Genomic DNA, 19,007 nt, shown 5'->3' with positions numbered 1-19,007 from the left:
CTTGACAGGGTGCAGTTCACTTGAATTCCGGCCTTTTTTCTTTCGCTATTTCTTTTTGACGGCAATTGTGACATTGTTGCCGGAAGGGGAAACTTTTGCTTTATCCTGCTATATCGGCAACAGGTTGGGCTGCTTTATTGTCGATTTTAATTTCGGAAAATGTTGCAGAAAAATTTGCAACAATGGCTTCGCGGTCTCGCTTACTGTCAGTTTTTACAGCAGCGGCAGCAAGCGTTTTCCACCTTTTGAGAGTTCCGATCTTGGAATTCAGAGAATGGACCGTTTGCAGAACAGTTTTATTGTAAAAAAACACCATACTTCATGGTAATAATCATGTTACTCCTAATTTAATGCGCCATCATCTCATGGGCAATATCGTGTCCATCCATTTCTGACGGGTAATATGTAGGCCAGTTTATGACCTCATCAAGTAAAGCTTCACGGTCGTCACCCCAATACAGATGGTAGTGACCGGCTTTGTTCGGATAGATACTATGATCACTAAACTGAATATACTGGGGAAGTCCATCAGCTTCTTTAGCCAGCTTAAAAATGTATCTTACCCCTCTATTGCCCGCATCATATGTTAGGATTTCGTATCCGTCATAAGTATACACGCCGGAATATTCTTCTCCATTTTTGAAGAACGTTACAGTATCTTGTTGAATTACGATACGGTCAACATCTGTTTTATACCCTTTTTTATAATACTCTTTATATTCTTTAACGTCATGTCACCTTCATGTTCTGCTTTATAAGAAAATACTTCGTCAAGAGTACCGTCCTGCAGGAATGGGTATACAGATTGCCAGTCTCCTTCCCAATCAGAAAGCGAACGATCCTTTACTTGACTGTCTTTAAAATAACCTTCATAAATTTTTTCTGTTTTTTCATCATGTGCATGATCGTGAGCATGTTCACTTTCATGTGTGTGACTTTCAGATGTTTTTCTCTTTTTCGAAGAGTCTTCTGCAACTGATGAGTATGTTGTTTTATTAGACTCCCCTTCGGATGAACCTGAAGCCTGACATCCTGCCAAAACTAGTAATGAACCAATAGTTACTATACCAAACCTCTTTACAAATGAAATTTCCATTGCAACACCTCTTTTTATAAATCGTAAATATTGCGATTTATATTATACATATATCTTATTCAAACATCAAAGGGAAAATGCTCTAATATCGCTGAATGGTATCCGGCAGCGGAATGACAAGCTTCAATTAGAACATTTATCTTCATTTCCGTTTGTTGTTATAAAAAAGGTTTTATTAGTCATCTATCAGCCCCGCATGCTCATATCGGTGACAATGATTGCCTATCATTTCCGCATCAATTGCCCGAACTCCCCCTCATGTTTTTCAGCTCTCGCCATGTTGAGTCGGGGCCTGGTTAATGAAAATCGAAAAACAAAGGCGTCACTATCAAACCTTGATGTTAAGAAAAAATCAAAACGGAAAATGGCAAGAGTGATTCTAAACTTTCGGTTCCGCGAATCCCAGGTTATATACAGAGGAAAGAAAAACAACAAAAGAGACGGACATCATTCATATCCGTCTCCGTCTGTCATGTTATACACACTTTTTATACCGCCCGCTTGCGCCGATGGCTGAGCGGACGCCGGATCCGCATTGAACAATGATCGGACGGTTGGCGGGATGTCATGAATGCGGTCCGGAATCGTTCCAAGCATGATATGCTTTACTCCTTCAATGGACCCTTTTTTCCTGAAACAGCCTCGCACCGCCGTAATTCCCGCGTACCTCCGCGAGCGATGGTCACCGATAATGTCCCTTTATCTTAAAACCTCCCAAACTAAGAGCCAGATATGCAAAATGGCTCCCGCGACCCTCTGTTGCGTCAGGACGATCGCCGTGATAAAAAACAGACCGGCCGCACGGTTCAGAACCCCTCTAGAAACATAGCGGCAATTCTTCCAAAGACCTCATCAAAAAGTTCCCTTTCCATTTGATATCTTCCCTTCTGCCTTGTATCTGTACATCCGGATAGCGGCGCAATAATGCAGGAACGGCAATCTTTGCTTCCAGACGGGCCAGCGGTGCGCCAAGACAAAAGTGGCTGCCGTGGCCAAAGGCAATATGACGGTTGTTCTTTCTGGCAATATCAAACACATCAGCATCCGGGAATACCTTTTCGTCGCGATTGGCAGATGCTAACGAAATGACGATAACATCTTTTCTTTTCACTTCTTGTCCATGCAAAGTTAACGGTTCAGCCGCCCAGCGCAGGGTAGTCAATTCAACGGGACTGTGAAACCGCAACGCCTCTTCAATCGCTGAATCTATCAAATTCGGGTTTTGCTGAAGCGTCTCCAATTGATCGGGGTGATTGAGCAGTGCAAAGATCATGTTGGTGATTAAGTTCACTGTTGTTTCATGCCCGGCAACGATAAGCAGCATAATCGTCGAGTAGAGCTCTTTTGTGCTTAATGTCGTTCCTTCGCTTTCAGCCTGGATTAAGGCGCTGATTAAATCGTCTGCAGGTTCGTTTCTTTTTTTATGAACTAAATATTGCAGGTATTCGGCGAATTGCTTTATTTTATCCAAGCTTTCGGGAGTGTCAGTGAAATCGATGATGGCTTGCGACCAATTCTTGAATTTTTGGCGATCTTCAAGGGGAATGCCGAGCATTTCACTGATGACGATAATTGGCAAGGGAAATGAGAAGTCTGCTACAAGATTCATGGAATTGCGCTGTACATTATCCAATAGAGAATTAGCGATATGCTGGATTCTGTCTTCGAGCTGTAAAATCATCCGGGGAGTAAACGCTTTTTGAACAAGGGAGCGCAGGCGGGTGTGATCAGGTGGATCTGAGTTGAGCATGTGCTCTGTCAAAGGCTCTTTAGTTTTTGATATAACGGGTTTTTCATTTTCAGCAAACACATTTTCAACATCTTTCTTTAACCTGGCATCCTTTAATAAATGCACAGCATCATCGTATCTCGTAATAAGCCAGCCTTGGCCGAGTTCTCCTAAAGAAACTGGATAAAGAGGACGGGACGCGCGCAATTCTTTATAAAAATCATACGCTTCATGTTTAAATGCAGCTGAAGATAAATCGATTTCTGATAACACGGCGGAGCTCTTCTCATGTTTTGAAGACATCAATCCAACCTCCATCTCCTCGAAATTTTGTAAATATAACCCTTTATTAGAATTATAAACCACCCCCATTTATTATGCCACTAAATCTAACATCCGTATTTCGCCGGTACGAACCTTTCAGATCAATCCTCTTAAACAGGCTTTTTCAAAAACAGAATATTGGAACATGTCTCTATCACTATTAATATATTGACAGTGTCTAACGTTACTGCAGAAGGAGCGATATCAATGGGAATTATCAGCGGGAAGGAGTTTTTAGACCGATTAAACCAACTAAAAAATGAAATTTGGTTTGATGGCAAAAAAATAGAGGGAAACATTTCTGAACATCCTGCATTTAAAGGCATTCTGGAAACTAAGAGCTCACTTTATGATTTGCAAGCGAGCGGCGGCTTAATCGATGAGATGACTTTTTTTCTCCCGGGAAAAAAAGAGCGGATTGGGTTATCATACTTACAGCCGAAAACAAAAGAAGATTTACAAAGAAGAAGGAGAATGATTGAACACTGGGCAAGACACACACATGGAATGATGGGAAGAAGCCCCGATTACATGAACACTGTCATCATGAGCTTTGCGTCTTCCGCCTCGCTTTTACATGATAAAGAAAACTGTTTCCCTGAACATATTCGGGCGCTTTACGATCGGGCGATGAAACACGACCTTTCGTTTACCCATACATTCATTACGCCCCAGGTCAATCGCTCCCAAATGAATATGGCATCATCAGAAAATCCCATATCCGCAAAAATCGTTGACCGTAATGAGGAGGGAATCGTGATTAAAGGCGCCCGCCTTCTTGCGACTCAAGGCGGCTTAACAGATGAAATTTTAGTTTTATCAGCACCAAGATTTTATTTTGAAGAGGATGAAGCTTTTGCTTTTTCCATTCCCTCTAATACGCAAGGCATAAAATTCATTTGCAGGGAATCGTTCGTTTTAGGGGAGTCTGCATTTGATCACCCCCTTGGTTCAAGGTATGAAGAAATGGATTCTGTCGTTGTCTTTGACGATGTTTTAGTACCATGGGACAGGGTATTTTTTTATGGTGATGTGGAAACAGCCAACGGCTTTTTAGCCGCAAGTTCTTTTAATGCTTTTTCATATCATCAGGTCATCACCAGACAAATCATAAAAACAGAATTTCTTTTAGGCGTTTCCCAGCTTCTCGTGGATACGATCAATGTATCTGAGTATCAGCACATACAGGAGAAATTGTCGGAAATCGTGATCGGCCTTGAAACATTGAAGGCGCTATTAGAGAAATCGGAACATGATGCAATGTTAGATGAATGCGGATATATGCGGCCGAGTTTGATTCCGCTTCAAATCGCCAGCACTGTCTTCCCTAAAATATATCCCCGTTTTACAGAGATCATTCAATTAATCGGAGCCAGCGGCATGATGACAATCCCGGCCGAAAGCGCTTTTGATTCTGAAATTAAAGAGGATCTTGACCATTATCTGCAAGGAACCGGCATAAACGGAAAGGACCGGGTCAAACTTTTCCGTTTGGCATGGGATCTCACAATGAGCCCTTTCGGCACAAGACAAACTCAATATGAACGGTTTTTTTACGGGGACCCTGTTCGTTTGGCAAGCCGGTTATACCAATGCTACCCAAAAGAAATATATGTGAAGGCGGTACAGGAATTTTTACATGCAAAAAATTAAAAAAAGCGGGAAAGAGCCTTTGATCCCGCTGCGCTTTGAAATGAGGCCGGAATAAATCACAGCACCGGTCTCTTTTTGCCCGTGAATGCTCCCGGAACGAAAATCTGTTGAGTTTCCCCCTGACGCGGGAATGATTTCCACAAATTACAAATTCTATTCACTGAGCCATACTTCCTGCTATTATTTTTTAAACATAAAACTTTAGACCTCCCACTCTTGTTTTTTCAGCAAGGCGGTTAAATGCGTCTTTTCGGTTGGCGACAGGCCTTAAAGGTCAGTTGTGCCAATGGATTTCGCAACTTTTCATGTACCAATCGTGTCCAATCGCCGATAAAATCTATCTTAAAATTGGTAATACCCTGTTGAAATGTCATGATTTTTATCCTATGATAAAAGACGTACATACGAATAATGAATGGGGAGGTATCAAATGTAATTCATCTTGTCGCTCCGTCAACTGATATATCTTCATTGAAAGATACGATTGTCAAGGTATGGAACTTCTATCCTGATCAAGCACTGCGGCAGCGGAGATACGCAATTATAGCCAATTCGATTTTAAATGTTTGCCGACAAGATCAGGGTTGCATTAAGCATGAACAACATGGATAGCGAAAACCTTGATGACGGAACAACTGAAGCCGTATAAAAAATAAAACTGCAGCATTTGCTGTACCAGTTAAGTAAGGAGATTGATAGAATGAAAAGAACAACTGAATTTGTTTTAGGTTTAATCGGCGGTATTTTCGGATTTTTTGGAGCGATCTTCGCTTTGTTTATCGGCGGTATTGATGCCACTTTTAACGGAAGCAGCGAAATTATCGGATTGGGCTGGGGAGCCATTTTCTTTTCAATCCTCGGCATTGTAGCCTCTATCGTTGTGAAAAGCAAGCCTAAAGTAGGCGGAGTTTTGCTTATCATTTCCGGTATTGGCGGAGTGATTTCTATTTCTATGTTCTATATATTGCCTGCCGTTCTTTTGATTATCCCTGGCATCATGGGACTTGTTAGAAAAGACAAGACAAATACGACAGCGGCATAATGATAGCCCCTCAATGAGGGGTTTTTCTTTTATACTTCATATACATTCCCTTTTTCGATAGATTTCTATTGGGCTTGATCTATTTCTCTATGTCCAGTCCCGCTTCTTACCCGTTTTTTTATGCCGAGATGATAATACGCATAACAGAAGATGATTAACGGCACCCCGCAATAGAGTCCGATTCGCTGATCAGGTATGAAAATGAGGCTGATCAATATGGCTCCGTATAAAACAAATCCGAGAATCGGAACGACCGGATAAAATGGCGTCTTAAATGTAAGTAATTTCACATCACCTCCCCCGGCGATAAAGCGCCTCCTAAAGAAAAATTGCGAAGCGCAGATCGACATCCAGACGACAACGGTAACCATTCCTGAAATCGAGATGAGCCACAAGTATACCGTCTCCGCAGCTACAACGCTTGTCAGCAATGAAAATCCCGAAATTGTAATGGTCACCAGCAATGCGCGAAGCGGCACTCCTTTTTTAGACAACGGCGTTAGCCGCTTGGGCCCCATCCCGCTTTTAGACAGCGACCACAGCATTCTGGATGCGGCATACAGCCCTGAATTTGCGACAGACAAAACTGCTGTTAAAATGACAAAATTCATGATATCAGCAGCATAGGGAATCCCGACTTTATCGAGTACGGCGACAAACGGACTTTCTACGACACCCGCCGTCTGATACGGAAGCATCGCAACCAATACAAACATGGCCAAAACAAAGAAAAATAACGTGCGCCACACGACGTTTCGAATGGAACGCGGCAATGTTTTTTCTGGATTCTCGCTTTCTCCGGCTGCAATGCCGACTAGCTCAGTTCCCTGAAATGAAAAATTCACCATCACAAGCGTAAAAAGGACCGCAGGCAAGCCGTTGGGAAACAGCCCTCCGTCAGTTGTAAAACGAGAGAAAAAAGGAGCCGGCTCTCCTCCCTTTAATCCGATCAAGCCAAAAATCGCTCCGCACCCGATTACAATAAATAATACAATGGCCGCAACCTTAATGCTTGAAAACCAAAATTCGGTTTCGGCATAGCTTTTTGCCGACAATGCATTAATGAAAAAAATCACAACCCCAAAGGTTAAACACCAAACCCAAATAGGCACCTCCGGAAACCAGCGCTGCATAAGAATTCCTGCTGACGTGAATTCCAGTCCTACTGTATTGGCCCAGCTGAACCAATACAGCCACCCGATCATGAAGCCCGTGGAAGGCCCTATGTATGTCGCGGCATACGACTGAAACGATCCTGACACCGGCTGTGCCACTGCCAGCTCTCCAAGGCACAGCATAACCACATACATTAAAAAGCCGCCCAACATATAAGCCAAAATCGCTCCGCCCGGACCTGCCTGACTAATGGTGAACCCGGAGCCCAAAAACAGTCCTGTGCCGATTACGCCGCCTAAAGCGATCATAAAAAGGTGGCGGCTTTTCATCGTGCGTTGCAATTCGTTGTATCCCTTTTGTTCTGTCATGATATCCCTCCATCAGTATTCAATTTGTACAACCCATGAAGCAAATGGACCGACGTTTTTCTGATCAGCTCCGGAAGCACCTTAAATGTATAAGGCTTGTACACTCTCTCCGTCCATTTATGCCCGTCCTTTCCGTAAACCCCCATATTAATTGACGGAATATTTAATTGACGAATATCTTCGAAAGGAATCGTCCCGATCGTCTCCCATCCGGGAAAGTTTCGTATAAATGAAGCAATTTCCTCATTCGTTTCATGCAATGACAGAAAGCTTCCATCCGCTAAATAAGGGAAGAATTTTTGATATGCAAATGTTTCTCCTGTTTTTGCGGCCATCTCTTCGCAGGCTTCCTTTACAACCTTCAGCAATTGCCGGTCGCGGGCGTCTTCCTCTCTTAAATAGTTATGGGGTAAATACGGCGGAGCATAAAATAGTATGACCTTCGCACATTGCTCCGGATCGAGCTTTTGCAGGGCTTCGACAACTTTAAAGCACCTCATTCGCAGCTCCAGATGCTCAAATTTCTGATGCGTTTTCTTTATGCAGGAATCGGGATCCGCCCCCTTTTGCTTCAATTCCTGAATATAATTTTCCAGTGTAACGACTCGAATGTTCCACGATATGTCCTTTCTCGGCAGGTGGGTTCGCATAAGGAAATCGTCATAATAGTCCGATAATTTTTTCTCTGTGCAGGCACACGCTTCCAGCGCCACTTCATGCAGTTGATCCATGATTTCTTTCGCGGTTTTTTCATAGATGAAGTAATTAAAATATAAATAGCTGCTTAGGGCAGTCTGAACATTGTACGTTTCTTTATTATCCCACTGATACAGACAGGACGGCGGCAGGGTCAGTTCTCCTTCAATATTTTCGGCGAGATTCATGTTATTGTGAATTCTGTTTGTCAGTTCAGATGCGATGAAATTCGGATCAATGCCTGCCAGTGTATCCCCCACGTGAACCTCGCGGCCGTAAATATAAAAGCACGGCAGGAGCTTTCCGGCAGCGCCTGTATATATGTAGCGCGTGTCATCGCCATCGTATAGCGGTGTGATAAAATCTGTGTTGATGGCGGCCAGATAGTTAAATTGTCTTTCGTTTCTCAATCGCTTCAATTCGGAAACGGCTGATATAATCCCGGCGTGCTGACTTTCTTCATCAGGATTCGCCATAAATAAAATATGTCCCGGCAGCTCATCAAGATGCTCGGTAAAATATAAAATATTGACCAAATGAACAGCGATCCCGCTTTTCATATCAACAGAGCCTCTGCCGAACAGCCAGTCTCCCGACAAAGCGTCTTGCCTGACGTCTTCATTAAATTCATATTTGGAAAAATAGTTGACGAGATAATCCGGATCGAGCGCATGCTCCTTTAGAATCCCAAAATCTTCAATGCCGACCGTGTCTATATGTGCATGATATATAACGGTTTTTTCACTTCGATGATTGCCCGTTACAAGCGCAAATACATTTTTCCTGCCAAGCGGGTCACCTGGAATCGGCTGCTCCCATACCCGTTCCGGGTGCTTTCGGAAATAAGGAAAGCTTTTCAGTATCTGTGAAATATGATCAGCTATGTCCCTCTCACCGGATGTTCCGTTCAAACTTTTTATGCTGACCAAAAATCTTGTGAGTGTTTCAGTTTTTTCTTCCAATGTCATCCCGTTGATTTGTTCATACATAACATGCTCCTCCATTTTTCAATACATTGTGATTTTTAAGTAACCGCGCCTTCTGCCGCTTATTTTTTGAATAAATGGCACCTCCTTTGATATTTTCACATCATAATGATGCAATATTTGTGCCTGTCTGAAAAATCGCTAGTTTTCGTGACATTTTTCCCAGAAAAAACATGAAAATGGCGTGGTACACGGAGCAAATAGATGCAAAATAAATTGCAAATTGCCTTATTTTTTGCAGAAATAACGAAAAATTTTTTTGCACCCATTGCGTAAAAATCGGCCGCATGATTGCTGCGGCCGACGAATCATTATACCCAACCTCTAAAGCGCGAAGCCTCGCTTATTTTTCTAACCCCCTCCATATATGCCGCTAAACGCATATCCACTTGATGGGTAAGAGAAGTTTGATAGATATTTTGAAATGAATTGACCATAACTTCGCGCAGTTTCCTGTCGACTTGTTCGGCTGACCAGTAGTACCCCTGATTATTTTGCACCCATTCAAAGTACGAAACCGTGACACCGCCTGCGCTTGCCAAAATGTCCGGGACAAGCAGAATACCTCTTTCATTCAGCACTTTTGTGGCGTCAAGCGTTGTCGGTCCGTTAGCTGCTTCAACGACGATTTTCGCTTTAATATGATGCGCATTGTCCATTGTAATTTGGTTGGAAATGGCGGCCGGTACAAGGATATCGCATTCTTTTTCCAGCAATTCTTGATTTGTGATGACGTCTGTAAACAGCTTCGTAATGGTGCCGAAGCTGTCGCGTCTGTCAAGCAAATATTCGATATCAAGACCGGCCGGATCATAAAGCGCTCCATATGCATCCGAAATGCCGATAACTTTCGCTCCGGCATCATGCATAAACTTTGCAATGAAACTGCCTGCGTTGCCGAAGCCTTGAATGATGATGCGGGCCCCTTTTAAAGAGATGCCTTTTCTTTTCACCGCTTCCTCAATGCATATGGTCACTCCGCTGGCTGTGGCGGTTTCGCGACCGTGCGAACCTCCCAAAACGAGCGGTTTTCCCGTAATAAAGCCGGGGGAATCAAATTCTCTGAGACGGCTGTATTCATCCATCATCCAGGCCATAATTTGCGAATTGGTATAAACATCAGGAGCCGGGATATCTTTTGTCGGTCCTACAATCTGACTGATGGCGCGGACGTATCCGCGGCTGAGCCTCTCTAATTCACCGAAAGACATGCTTCTCGGATCACACACAATGCCGCCTTTTCCCCCGCCGTACGGAAGATTGGTAATCCCGCACTTTAAAGTCATCCAAATGGACAGCGCCTTCACCTCGTCTTCGTTCACCTCAGGATGAAACCTTACTCCTCCCTTTGTCGGCCCGATCGCATCATTATGCTGAGAGCGGTATCCGGTAAACACCTTGACAGACCCATTGTCCATTTTGACCGGAATCCGGACAGTCAATGTGCGGATCGGTTCTTTCATCAGTTCGTATACTTCTTCGGAATAGCCCAATTTGCGCAAGGCTCTTTTTATAATCGTTTGTGTGGAATGCAACAGATTTAAGGATCCCTTCTCCTTAGTTGGTGACATCTTCATACTCCCCTTATGAAAAATTGTTGGTCATAAACGGCTGGAACGGCACGACTTAAAAAAGCGCTTTCATTTTACGAAGTATTCAACACATCATTGCATCCTCCCTCATATCTCACTCTACAAGAATATGATGCAAGATCCGTGCCAGTTTTTTCGAATTTAAATTCAGCCCGCTTTCATAAGCCGCATACTTTCTTCCAAACTGGCATACATTTTCACAAGCATTTTTGCAAACGGTGTTAAGTCTAATGAAAAGAATGGACGTGGTAGGATTGAGCACAGAAAAAAAATCTGTTCGGCGGGAAAAGGAGCCGGAATTAACAGGACGGATCGTTGTACCCGGTGAAACGGGGTATCATTCGGCCCGAAGGGAATTCAACACCTTTTTCAATAAATTCCCTCTTGTCATCGTCTTCGCCAGAGAGACTCGGGACATTGTTAACGCCATCCGCTGGGCGCGTTATCGGGATGTGCCCATACGCATACGATCCGGCCGCCATAGCTATGAGGGGTTGTCGGTCGTTGACGCCGGCATCGTTATCGATGTTAGTGAGATGACCCGGGTAGAGATTGATTATAAGAGAGGGACAGTCACTGTACAAACCGGAATTCGCGACTATTCTTTATAACTGATTCTTGGACCTGAGGGACTGGTGGTGCCGGGCGGACTTTGTCCGACTACGGGAATTGCCGGATTGACTCTTGGTGGAGGTCAGAGCAGTCTGTCACGACCGTGGGGACTGACGATCGATAGCTTGCTTGAACTCGAAATGGTCGATGCTAATGGTCAGGTCATAAGAGCCAATGCCACTCAGAACAGCGACCTGTTTTGGGCTTCGCGGGGCGGCGGAGGGGGTAATTTTGGCATTTGTACCTCCTTCCGCTTCCGGACACATCATCTTGAAACAGTTGCCTACGCCAGCATAAACTGGGACTTGGGTAATATGGAAGAGGTGCTGCGTGTCTGGCAGAAGTATACATTTCCGAACTCCGATGAAAAGCTTACTCCTCTCCTTACCATAACATCAGGGCGAGAGTCTCTGCTGCTGATGCAGGGCGTCTACCTTGGTTCAGCTGCAAAGTTGCGGCAATTGCTGCAGCCTCTGCTTCACACAGGCTCGCCGCAACAGGTATTTATTGAAGAGATGCCTTGGCTTGAGGCAGTTGAACGGATAGCGGACACCCAGCCTGATTCTCCCTTGCCCTTCAAAAGTGTAGGACCCTTTGTGAATGAACCGCTGCCAGATGAGGCCATCACAACGATCAGGCGCTTTATTGATAAACCGCCTACCACCTCAGTGACGGTTTTTTTCCACGGATTGGGCGGCGCCGTGGCCAGAGTGCCAAAAGATGCTACAGCCTACTTCTACAGAAAGGCTTTATCGAATATGTCTATTTTTTCTACATGGAATACACAGGAAGAAGCTGCCCTCGGCATCCGCTGGGTGGAGGATTTCCGGCAGGCGATGCTGCCCTTTACCGAGGGAGTGTACGTGAATACGCCTGATCTTGCAATCAAGAACTGGCCTAGAGCATACTATGGCGGCAACTTCGAGCGATTGACCCGGGTAAAAGCCAAGTATGATCCAGAAAATGTCTTCAACTTTCCTCAAAGCATTCCTCCAGCCCGGTTATAAATGTTTTAGGTAACGTATAATGATGAGTTTTACCGGATGTGTTGCAGAAAAAGGATAAAATTTGAAAGATTAAAAAGAGGCCTGGACAAATCCAGCCTCTTTTTTCTAAACACTGAATCTTCATTTTTTACCGATCAGTGAGCTTGCTTCATTTTTTATGTTCACCGGTACACTTTTTCCTACAGTCACCCGCCGTACGACACGGTGTTCATCATAGTCGGCGACCGCGTAGTGTTGAGTGGCGAGATTATCCCAAATCGCTACATCGCCTTCAGTCCATTGCCAGCGAACCGTGTTTTCCAGCCGCGTGACATAGTCATCAAAGATGCTTAACAGCCTTTCTGAGGCGCCCGTTGTAAAGCCTTCGATTCTTCCTGCAAAGCCGCCCAGCAGAAGGTGTTTTTCACCTGTTTCGGCATGTACATGAACAACCGGATGCCTCGTTTTAAAAATGGTGGATTCGAATATCGCCCGGCGCCTTTTTCTCGCTTCATCATCAGGCAAGTCTTCTGATCTGGTATATGCATAATCGAATTCATTCGTGTGAATCGCCCACAATTGATCGGCCAGTTTTTTGAGACTCCCGGGAAGCTCTTCATAAGCGGTATTTGTATTGGCCCAAACGGTATCTCCGCCAACCTTTGGAATGATCACCGCTCTGAGGATCGAATATTTCGGGACTTCCGGCGCGAATGTGACATCGGTATGCCAATGGTTTGCTCTTGCACCGCTGTCAGAATCAAGCTCGAAAATATAGTTGGATTTTTCTTTTACAGGAACCGTTGGATGAACGTACGGTTCCCCAAGCAACTTTGCAAATTCCTCCTGGCCTTTATCATCTAAATGATGCTGTCCCTTCAAAAATATGACTTTGTAATCGGCTAATGCTTGTTTGAGCGTGTGAAGCGCAGCCGAATCTAAATCCCCGCTTAATGTTACCCCTTTGATTTCAGCCCCGATTCTTCCTGATACCGGCTTAATCGTAATTTCCTCCGTTTGAACCGTCATCCGGTTTCTCCCCCTTTATTCATTATCGTTACCCGCTCTCGGCTTCCCATCCCATCCTATCTTGGACGACATCATACGGTATAGCCGCTGCTTGCTTTTTCAGGATGAAACACAGTCCCTCCTGTCGGATAAATCGTTGGATGTCCCATTTCTTTCTCCTCGTTCCCTTTTTAAAAATAAAAAAGTCCTCTTAGTTACTGTTCTTCTTCCAGTGAACGGTAAACTAACAGGAGCCCTTCGGTGGTCCGATCGGAGCATATTCATTTTTTTATCACCTGGCGTTCTTCTGATGTATTTTTGTTTTTGCTTGTAATGGCAAACGGTGTTTTTCCAGTTTTTCGATTTGCGTCACTTGTGAATCATGAACGGTGATTTGAACCGTTCCATATTCCAGACTCTCCAGTAAAACCTTAACCTTATCCAACACATACTGATCAATTCCTGCTTTTAAAGGCAACCCAGATCATCCCCTTTTTAATTAATCGGTTCTTTCTTAAGACTTGATGAAAAATAACTTACATTTTAATATTTAATATAATTCACATAATACCTACCTGTAAAGTGTGAATTTTAATAATGATCAAAAAAATCCCTTTTTCCCCTTGAATTCGGATGTTTAAATTCAAAAGAAAATCGCAGGTTTTGCTTTAGAAGACCTCTTTATTAATGGCATGCAAAAACAATAAAAAAAGAGGGCCTCCCCTCTGCTTCAACAGCTTGCACACCGCCCGCTCGGGCAGCCGAACGCTTTGCGGAAGAATTTCTTCATGAATATCAAATTTCTCATGATAATGCGGTGCGGCGATGTGTGTTCTGATGATCATACAGGTGCCTTTTTCGACGCGCTTCAAGCTGATTCACCAGATTTTTGTATTCATTCGTCAGAAAAATGAGTTGATTCATGTTACACTGCTTATAAACACCCTTTGGTTAGACAAAAAATCGCCTTGATTGGGCGCTTTTTCTGTTCCTTTTTCAGGAAAAAGGCTGTCCAAAAGGCCATGTTCTTATGAACTTTTAGGACAGCCCCCCTGATTTACAGATCCTGATTGTATCGATCGGATTTCACTGCCTAAAACACGTTTCCCAAAATAATGAATTTATAGCAAGACATTTTAGCCAGAATCTCACTGGACTTTACAAACGGTCGTTAATCCTTTCATTCACACCTCTTTATACATAAAATAGGCAAAATCGGCATGCTTATTCGCTCCGCTTGTATCTTGGCACTGCATTCCTACAAAAGCTCCTGTGAAGAACCCTCCTCCGCGGACATAATCATCTGATAACTTTTTCGATTCCAGCATGATCTCAATGATATGCCAGTCTTCCTTGTTAAAGGAATACGAGTAATAATATGTTTCCTGTTCAACATTTACTCTTAAATAAACATATTGGATGTCGCGGGGAATAACGATTTTATCTGTTATCGGCTGTGAAAATGAAAAGTTATCACATATCGTGAGGTCCAGCATTCGCCCAAGGTCCTCATCATAAGTGATTTGAAGGGCCGTCCAGTTTTCGGTGTTGTAGTAATTCACCAAACCCGCCGCTTGCTGAAAGCTCTCCGGACGGAATTCAACAGCAGTTTCCACTATAAAACGGAGACTTTGCCAGCGCCTTGCGACAAACGCCTGGGTAAATTTCGATGTCAGCGATTCATGGCCAAATAAGCGCAAATGGTTCGGCCTTTCGGTTAATGAGCCTAATTCTTTCGTAAACGGGATCCGCAAGGTCTGAAAGTTAATATTTAATGTCGAATCTTCAAATTGATCAACTTCTGGATATGTCGCAGGAAACGCAGTTTCAGGTATCCGGGGCGCGTCGGCCTCAAGACTCCCCTCTTTTCCCCCAACTACATAAGGCCATCCGTCTTTCCACTCCAATTTTTGTATCGCTGTTTCTCTTCCCAGCGGACAGTATCCTCTTTGGTGAATAATCGAATCATCATCAGGGCGGATCGGGCGCCCGGTTAAATGAGCTAAATACCACTCATCTGTATGTGTTTGGACAATTGATGCATGACCGCACTTTTGCAACGGATTTCGCGGGTCATGCCAAGACGTTAAAATGGGGTTATCCGGATGGATTTCATACGGCCCCTCGATATGTTTTGACCGGGCCATCGTAACGGCATGTTCGTACCTTGTCCCTCCTTCTGCTGTCAATAAATAATAATAATCTCCGATATGATAAAGGTGAGGCGCTTCAGTCAGCTTGATATCCGAACCTTTAAAAATGATTTTCGGATGATTGATTAACCTTTTTTCCTCTGCGGAATATTCCTGCATCACAATGCCTCCAAATGAATGGCGGCCTATTCGATGATCCCACATCATATTTAATAAATATTTTCTTCCATCTGTATCATGGAACAAAGAAGCATCAAAACCGGAACTATTTAATTTAATCGGCTCCCCCCAATCGCCATCAACGGTTTCGCAAGTGACTAAATAATTATGACAATCTTTCCAGGCCCCATCGACAACCTTTACGTCCGTATAGATGAGCCAAAACTTTCCGTCGGCATAGCTTAAACAAGGCGCCCATACTCCGCCTGAGTCGGGATTCCCTTTCATATCCAATTGTGAAATCCTCTGTAATGGATGTGCAATCAAATGCCAGTTGTCTAAATCTTTTGAATGATGGATTTGCACGCCTGGAAACCATTCAAAGGTAGATACAGCAATATAATAATCCTCGCCGACTCTGCATATGCTCGGATCGGGATTGAAACCTTTAAGCACCGGATTGATAATTTTCATCCTCTTTCCTCCTAAAATATCGTTTTGAAAGGGCGGTTTCACGAGATTCATTCATATTGTCCAAGTAACTTTATCCTTATTCTCTAATTCGCGTACGACTTTTGCATATTTTTCTTCGCTTAAATTGTAGAAATTAATGTCGATCATAGCTAAGATAAGAAAAATAACAGGAACAACGGTTGTCGTTATTAATATTCCGGTCAATGCTTCAGGAGTTTGGGCCTGCCCTGCAACATAGCCGAACTTGTCCAATATCAGTCCCGGAACGACCCCGCCGAGAGCCATGCCAAACTTAAAAAAGAAGCCGATAATGGCATAAATCAATCCGCTCAAACGTTTTCCGGTCTTATATTCCCCATATTCAATTGTTTCGGGAATAAGCGCCCACATATACCCCCCGGCTGTCACACTTCCTACTGCGGCAATGACGCGAAAGAAGAGCACCAGAAACACGTTGCTCGGCGGTACGATATTGAGTAATAAAGCGGTATTTAATAGCTTCCTCTTTCCGAGCCATTTATTGATTCGTGGTATAAACGGCAGGATGGCCAAAGCAGGCAGGCTTCCGAGCAAGCCATACCATTTGACAAGGTCTTCTCTGCCTGCGTTGTACGTCATGTAGTATATTCCGACAGAATTGCTTATAGAGTTGACGCCGAAGATAATGATAAAGAATATGCTGAGAACAACTAATGGACGGTTAACCCCAAATTGTTCAAATATATCGGAAAATTCAATCTTTTCTTCAGGCTTTTGCAGAGTTACTCGTTCTTTTGTACTTTTAAAACAAAAGATTAATAGACATGCGCCAATAATGCCTAACATGCTCATTGTCAGCTGCCATCCCAGTGCTTTGTTTCCGGTCGTATCACCTAAATAAGCTGAAAGTAAAGGAACAAAAAAAGATACGATGAGTCCGCCAAGATTGGCAAAGACCATCCGGACAGAGGTAATGCTGACGACCTCCTGGTTATTTCTAGTCATCGCGGAAGTTAGTGCGCCGTATGGAACATTGATCGTCGTATATGTGAGAGATAAGCCGACATACGTAATATAAGCGTAGATTAATTTTCCTGTATCTGAGAAATCCGGGGTTGTGAAACAGAGGATGGCAAGTACTGAAAGCGGAAACGCACCAAACAGCAGATACGGCCGAAAACGCCCAAATTTGCTGTTTGTCCGGTCTACTATTGTTCCGATAAAAGGATCGGCAAGCGCATCAATTATCCGAACAACTAAAAACATCGTCCCGGCAGCGGCTGCTGACAAACCGTAAACATCGGTATAGAAAAATAAAAGATACGTTGAAACCGTCGTGTAAATTAAATTACATGCTAAATCTCCGGAAGCATAGCCGGATTTTTCAAACATACTAATTTTTTCAAGGGTTTCGCTAGCCATTATTCTTTCCTCCCTAAAAAGCTTTTGGTCACAGGAACAAAACTGCAAATGCCACTAACAGTTGAATGCCATGGGACAAGCCGCCTTGACTTTTGAAATAGACAGCTTCTGCACCACCCCCTGTTTGCCTTTCCATACTTTTGAATTTTCAGAGAAATTAGAATTGCATGCGAACCAGGGAGGATGGGAAACCTTATTTGCTGCATGCCGAATCATGTTCGATAGGTACCAAACCTTTTTATGCGGAGCATACAATTCGATTTTGGCTCTGCCCAATCTGGAGGTCTGTCTTTATTTTCTTCTAATGCTTACACTTTGTTTACTCATTAAACTAAGTGTAAGCCAGCGTGAAAGCGTTGTCAATTATTAGTTATATATCTCAATTTTTGTTTAATAGAGACGGAAAAATTCCTGATTGAAATAAAGCTTCAGTTTTTGAAGACTCCGTCCTCCCTACATCTCACCTTTGCCGCTACAATAGGGATGTTTTATTTTTACACGTCTTGGTATGATGAGAAAAACGACAACTAAAGGGAACAGGAGGCGTTTGCATGAATGTGAATCACCTTGTTTCAGGCAGAACAGCTTTAAATCAATATGTGCATCACTTAGAGCCTGACGGCGCTTCATTTTTCGTCCACTATTGGGGAGCTATGCCAAATCACTATCATACACTCGTTCACAAGCATTCTTTTTTTGAAATTTGTTATGTGATAAAAGGAGACGGCTATTATCTCGAGCACGGTTATCAATATCCGCTGAAGGAAAATGCGATTTTTATGTCAAGGCCGGAAATATTGCACCAAATCAAAAGCGAGACCGGGCTGTCCATTCTTTATGTCGCTTTTGAGTTAAACGAAGATAGATCAAGCACTGAATGGATTAAAGTAATAGAGGAAATTAAACAAACCGGGATTGTTGCATTATCTGCAAAAGATGAAGAAGCCCCGTGCATGCTTTGGAAAACATTAATGCTGCAAGCGGCGCAGCCTGTAAAGTTTTTTTGCAAAGAGATCCTGGAAAATCTGTCGCAGGCTTTACTCCTGTCACTAATTCAAACCATACTCCCCTCTGCCCATCATTCGAAGCAAAAGCAGCCCGTTCAAACAACTTCAGCTCTGCTGACTGAGGTTAAACTGCATATTCAAGACAACCTGTCACAATCATTAAAGCTGAAAGATGTCGCAAACCACTTTCATATCTCAGGACGGCACTTGTCCCGTTTATTTTCGGCAGAGCTCGGCGTCAGCTACTCGGAATTCGTGCAGAACGAAAAAATCGTCAAAGCTGCTGAATTGCTGAAAACAACGGATTTATCGATCAAAGAGATCGCGGAAGAAATCGGTTTTACCGTCCACTATTTCACGCGTGTCTTTGCCGCCAAGATCGGAAGTTCCCCCGGGCTTTTTCGGTCGCTTTACAAGGAATCAAAAATGACCGTATTTCACGCCGGCAAATTATGATTTGAAAGAATGATGTCCTGAAACGACAAAAGAATGTCTCTATCTGATAAAGACGAGACAAATTTCATTACTTTATAATCTTAAAAAGAAAGCGATTACAAATCACAGAGGAGGGATGATCGATATGAGGCGCCTGCCGTTCGCCAGGC

14 protein-coding genes and 2 pseudogenes are annotated in these 19,007 nt (G+C 43.5%); 4 read left to right on the top strand and 12 right to left on the bottom strand.

Going from position 1 to position 19,007, the window contains the following annotated elements:
• Positions 1-100: 100 nt before the first annotated feature.
• The 4 genes and pseudogenes from V7126_RS00605 to V7126_RS00590 all read right to left on the bottom strand — a co-directional run bounded on the left by V7126_RS00605 (position 101) and on the right by V7126_RS00590 (position 3,128).
• Complete coding sequence (locus V7126_RS00605) at positions 101-316, bottom strand: YrpD family protein (RefSeq protein WP_373688019.1); 216 nt, start codon at positions 314-316, stop codon at positions 101-103.
• Between the two features lie 31 nt (positions 317-347).
• Positions 348-1,096 (bottom strand): annotated as a pseudogene (locus V7126_RS00600) (ZinT family metal-binding protein).
• A 447-nt stretch (positions 1,097-1,543) separates the two neighbouring features.
• Positions 1,544-1,693, bottom strand: coding sequence for a hypothetical protein (locus V7126_RS00595; protein WP_175075602.1), 150 nt, complete (start codon positions 1,691-1,693; stop codon positions 1,544-1,546).
• 220 nt (positions 1,694-1,913) lie between these two features.
• Complete coding sequence (locus V7126_RS00590; RefSeq protein WP_046131537.1) at positions 1,914-3,128, bottom strand: cytochrome P450 family protein; 1,215 nt, start codon at positions 3,126-3,128, stop codon at positions 1,914-1,916.
• 228 nt (positions 3,129-3,356) lie between these two features.
• Here V7126_RS00590 and hpaB point away from each other — a divergent pair, with 228 nt between their 5' ends.
• Together hpaB and V7126_RS00580 are read left to right on the top strand one after the other, a co-directional pair.
• Positions 3,357-4,802 (top strand): 4-hydroxyphenylacetate 3-monooxygenase, oxygenase component, encoded by a 1,446-nt coding sequence (gene hpaB, locus V7126_RS00585; protein ID WP_046131536.1) that lies wholly within the window; start codon positions 3,357-3,359, stop codon positions 4,800-4,802.
• Between the two features lie 700 nt (positions 4,803-5,502).
• Positions 5,503-5,844, top strand: coding sequence for a DUF4064 domain-containing protein (locus V7126_RS00580; RefSeq protein WP_046131535.1), 342 nt, complete (start codon positions 5,503-5,505; stop codon positions 5,842-5,844).
• Between the two features lie 65 nt (positions 5,845-5,909).
• Here the strand turns inward: V7126_RS00580 and V7126_RS00575 are convergent, their stop codons facing one another.
• From V7126_RS00575 to V7126_RS00565, 3 genes are all read right to left on the bottom strand, one after another.
• Positions 5,910-7,328 carry an amino acid permease gene (locus V7126_RS00575; protein ID WP_175075608.1) on the bottom strand — a complete coding sequence of 473 codons (1,419 nt, stop codon included), beginning with the start codon at positions 7,326-7,328 and terminating at the stop codon, positions 5,910-5,912.
• Complete coding sequence (locus V7126_RS00570; RefSeq protein WP_046131533.1) at positions 7,325-9,013, bottom strand: M20/M25/M40 family metallo-hydrolase; 1,689 nt, start codon at positions 9,011-9,013, stop codon at positions 7,325-7,327. The genes V7126_RS00575 and V7126_RS00570 overlap by 4 nt, the downstream gene beginning before the upstream one ends.
• 308 nt (positions 9,014-9,321) lie before the next feature.
• The gene (locus V7126_RS00565; RefSeq protein ID WP_438823780.1) at positions 9,322-10,581 is read right to left on the bottom strand and encodes a Glu/Leu/Phe/Val family dehydrogenase; all 1,260 of its coding nucleotides are present in this window, start codon (positions 10,579-10,581) and stop codon (positions 9,322-9,324) included.
• Between the two features lie 260 nt (positions 10,582-10,841).
• Between V7126_RS00565 and V7126_RS00560 the strand changes: the two are divergent.
• Positions 10,842-12,221, top strand: a pseudogene (locus V7126_RS00560) (FAD-binding oxidoreductase).
• A 120-nt stretch (positions 12,222-12,341) separates the two neighbouring features.
• Here the strand turns inward: V7126_RS00560 and V7126_RS00555 are convergent.
• The 5 genes from V7126_RS00555 to V7126_RS00535 all read right to left on the bottom strand — a co-directional run bounded on the left by V7126_RS00555 (position 12,342) and on the right by V7126_RS00535 (position 17,395).
• Complete coding sequence (locus V7126_RS00555; protein ID WP_175075610.1) at positions 12,342-13,229, bottom strand: TauD/TfdA dioxygenase family protein; 888 nt, start codon at positions 13,227-13,229, stop codon at positions 12,342-12,344.
• Between the two features lie 271 nt (positions 13,230-13,500).
• A complete protein-coding gene (locus V7126_RS00550) occupies positions 13,501-13,686 on the bottom strand; it encodes a YezD family protein (RefSeq protein ID WP_046131529.1) in 186 nt (61 codons plus the stop codon).
• Between the two features lie 190 nt (positions 13,687-13,876).
• Positions 13,877-14,053: a hypothetical protein gene (locus V7126_RS00545; protein ID WP_197672603.1), complete on the bottom strand. Its 177-nt coding sequence runs from the start codon at positions 14,051-14,053 to the stop codon at positions 13,877-13,879.
• 339 nt (positions 14,054-14,392) lie between these two features.
• Complete coding sequence (xynB, locus tag V7126_RS00540) at positions 14,393-15,994, bottom strand: xylan 1,4-beta-xylosidase (RefSeq protein WP_046131527.1); 1,602 nt, start codon at positions 15,992-15,994, stop codon at positions 14,393-14,395.
• A 51-nt stretch (positions 15,995-16,045) separates the two neighbouring features.
• Positions 16,046-17,395 (bottom strand): MFS transporter, encoded by a 1,350-nt coding sequence (locus tag V7126_RS00535; protein WP_046131526.1) that lies wholly within the window; start codon positions 17,393-17,395, stop codon positions 16,046-16,048.
• A gap of 551 nt (positions 17,396-17,946) precedes the next feature.
• Here V7126_RS00535 and V7126_RS00530 point away from each other — a divergent pair.
• On the top strand, positions 17,947-18,858 hold the full coding sequence (locus tag V7126_RS00530; protein WP_175075612.1) for a helix-turn-helix transcriptional regulator: 912 nt from the start codon (positions 17,947-17,949) through the stop codon (positions 18,856-18,858).
• Positions 18,859-19,007 lie beyond the last annotated feature (149 nt).

This window comes from Bacillus sp. JJ675 (assembly GCF_036963165.1).
GTDB classification, from domain to species: Bacteria; Bacillota; Bacilli; order Bacillales; family Bacillaceae; genus Bacillus; species Bacillus glycinifermentans.
This window is presented reverse-complemented; position numbering and strand designations above follow the sequence as displayed.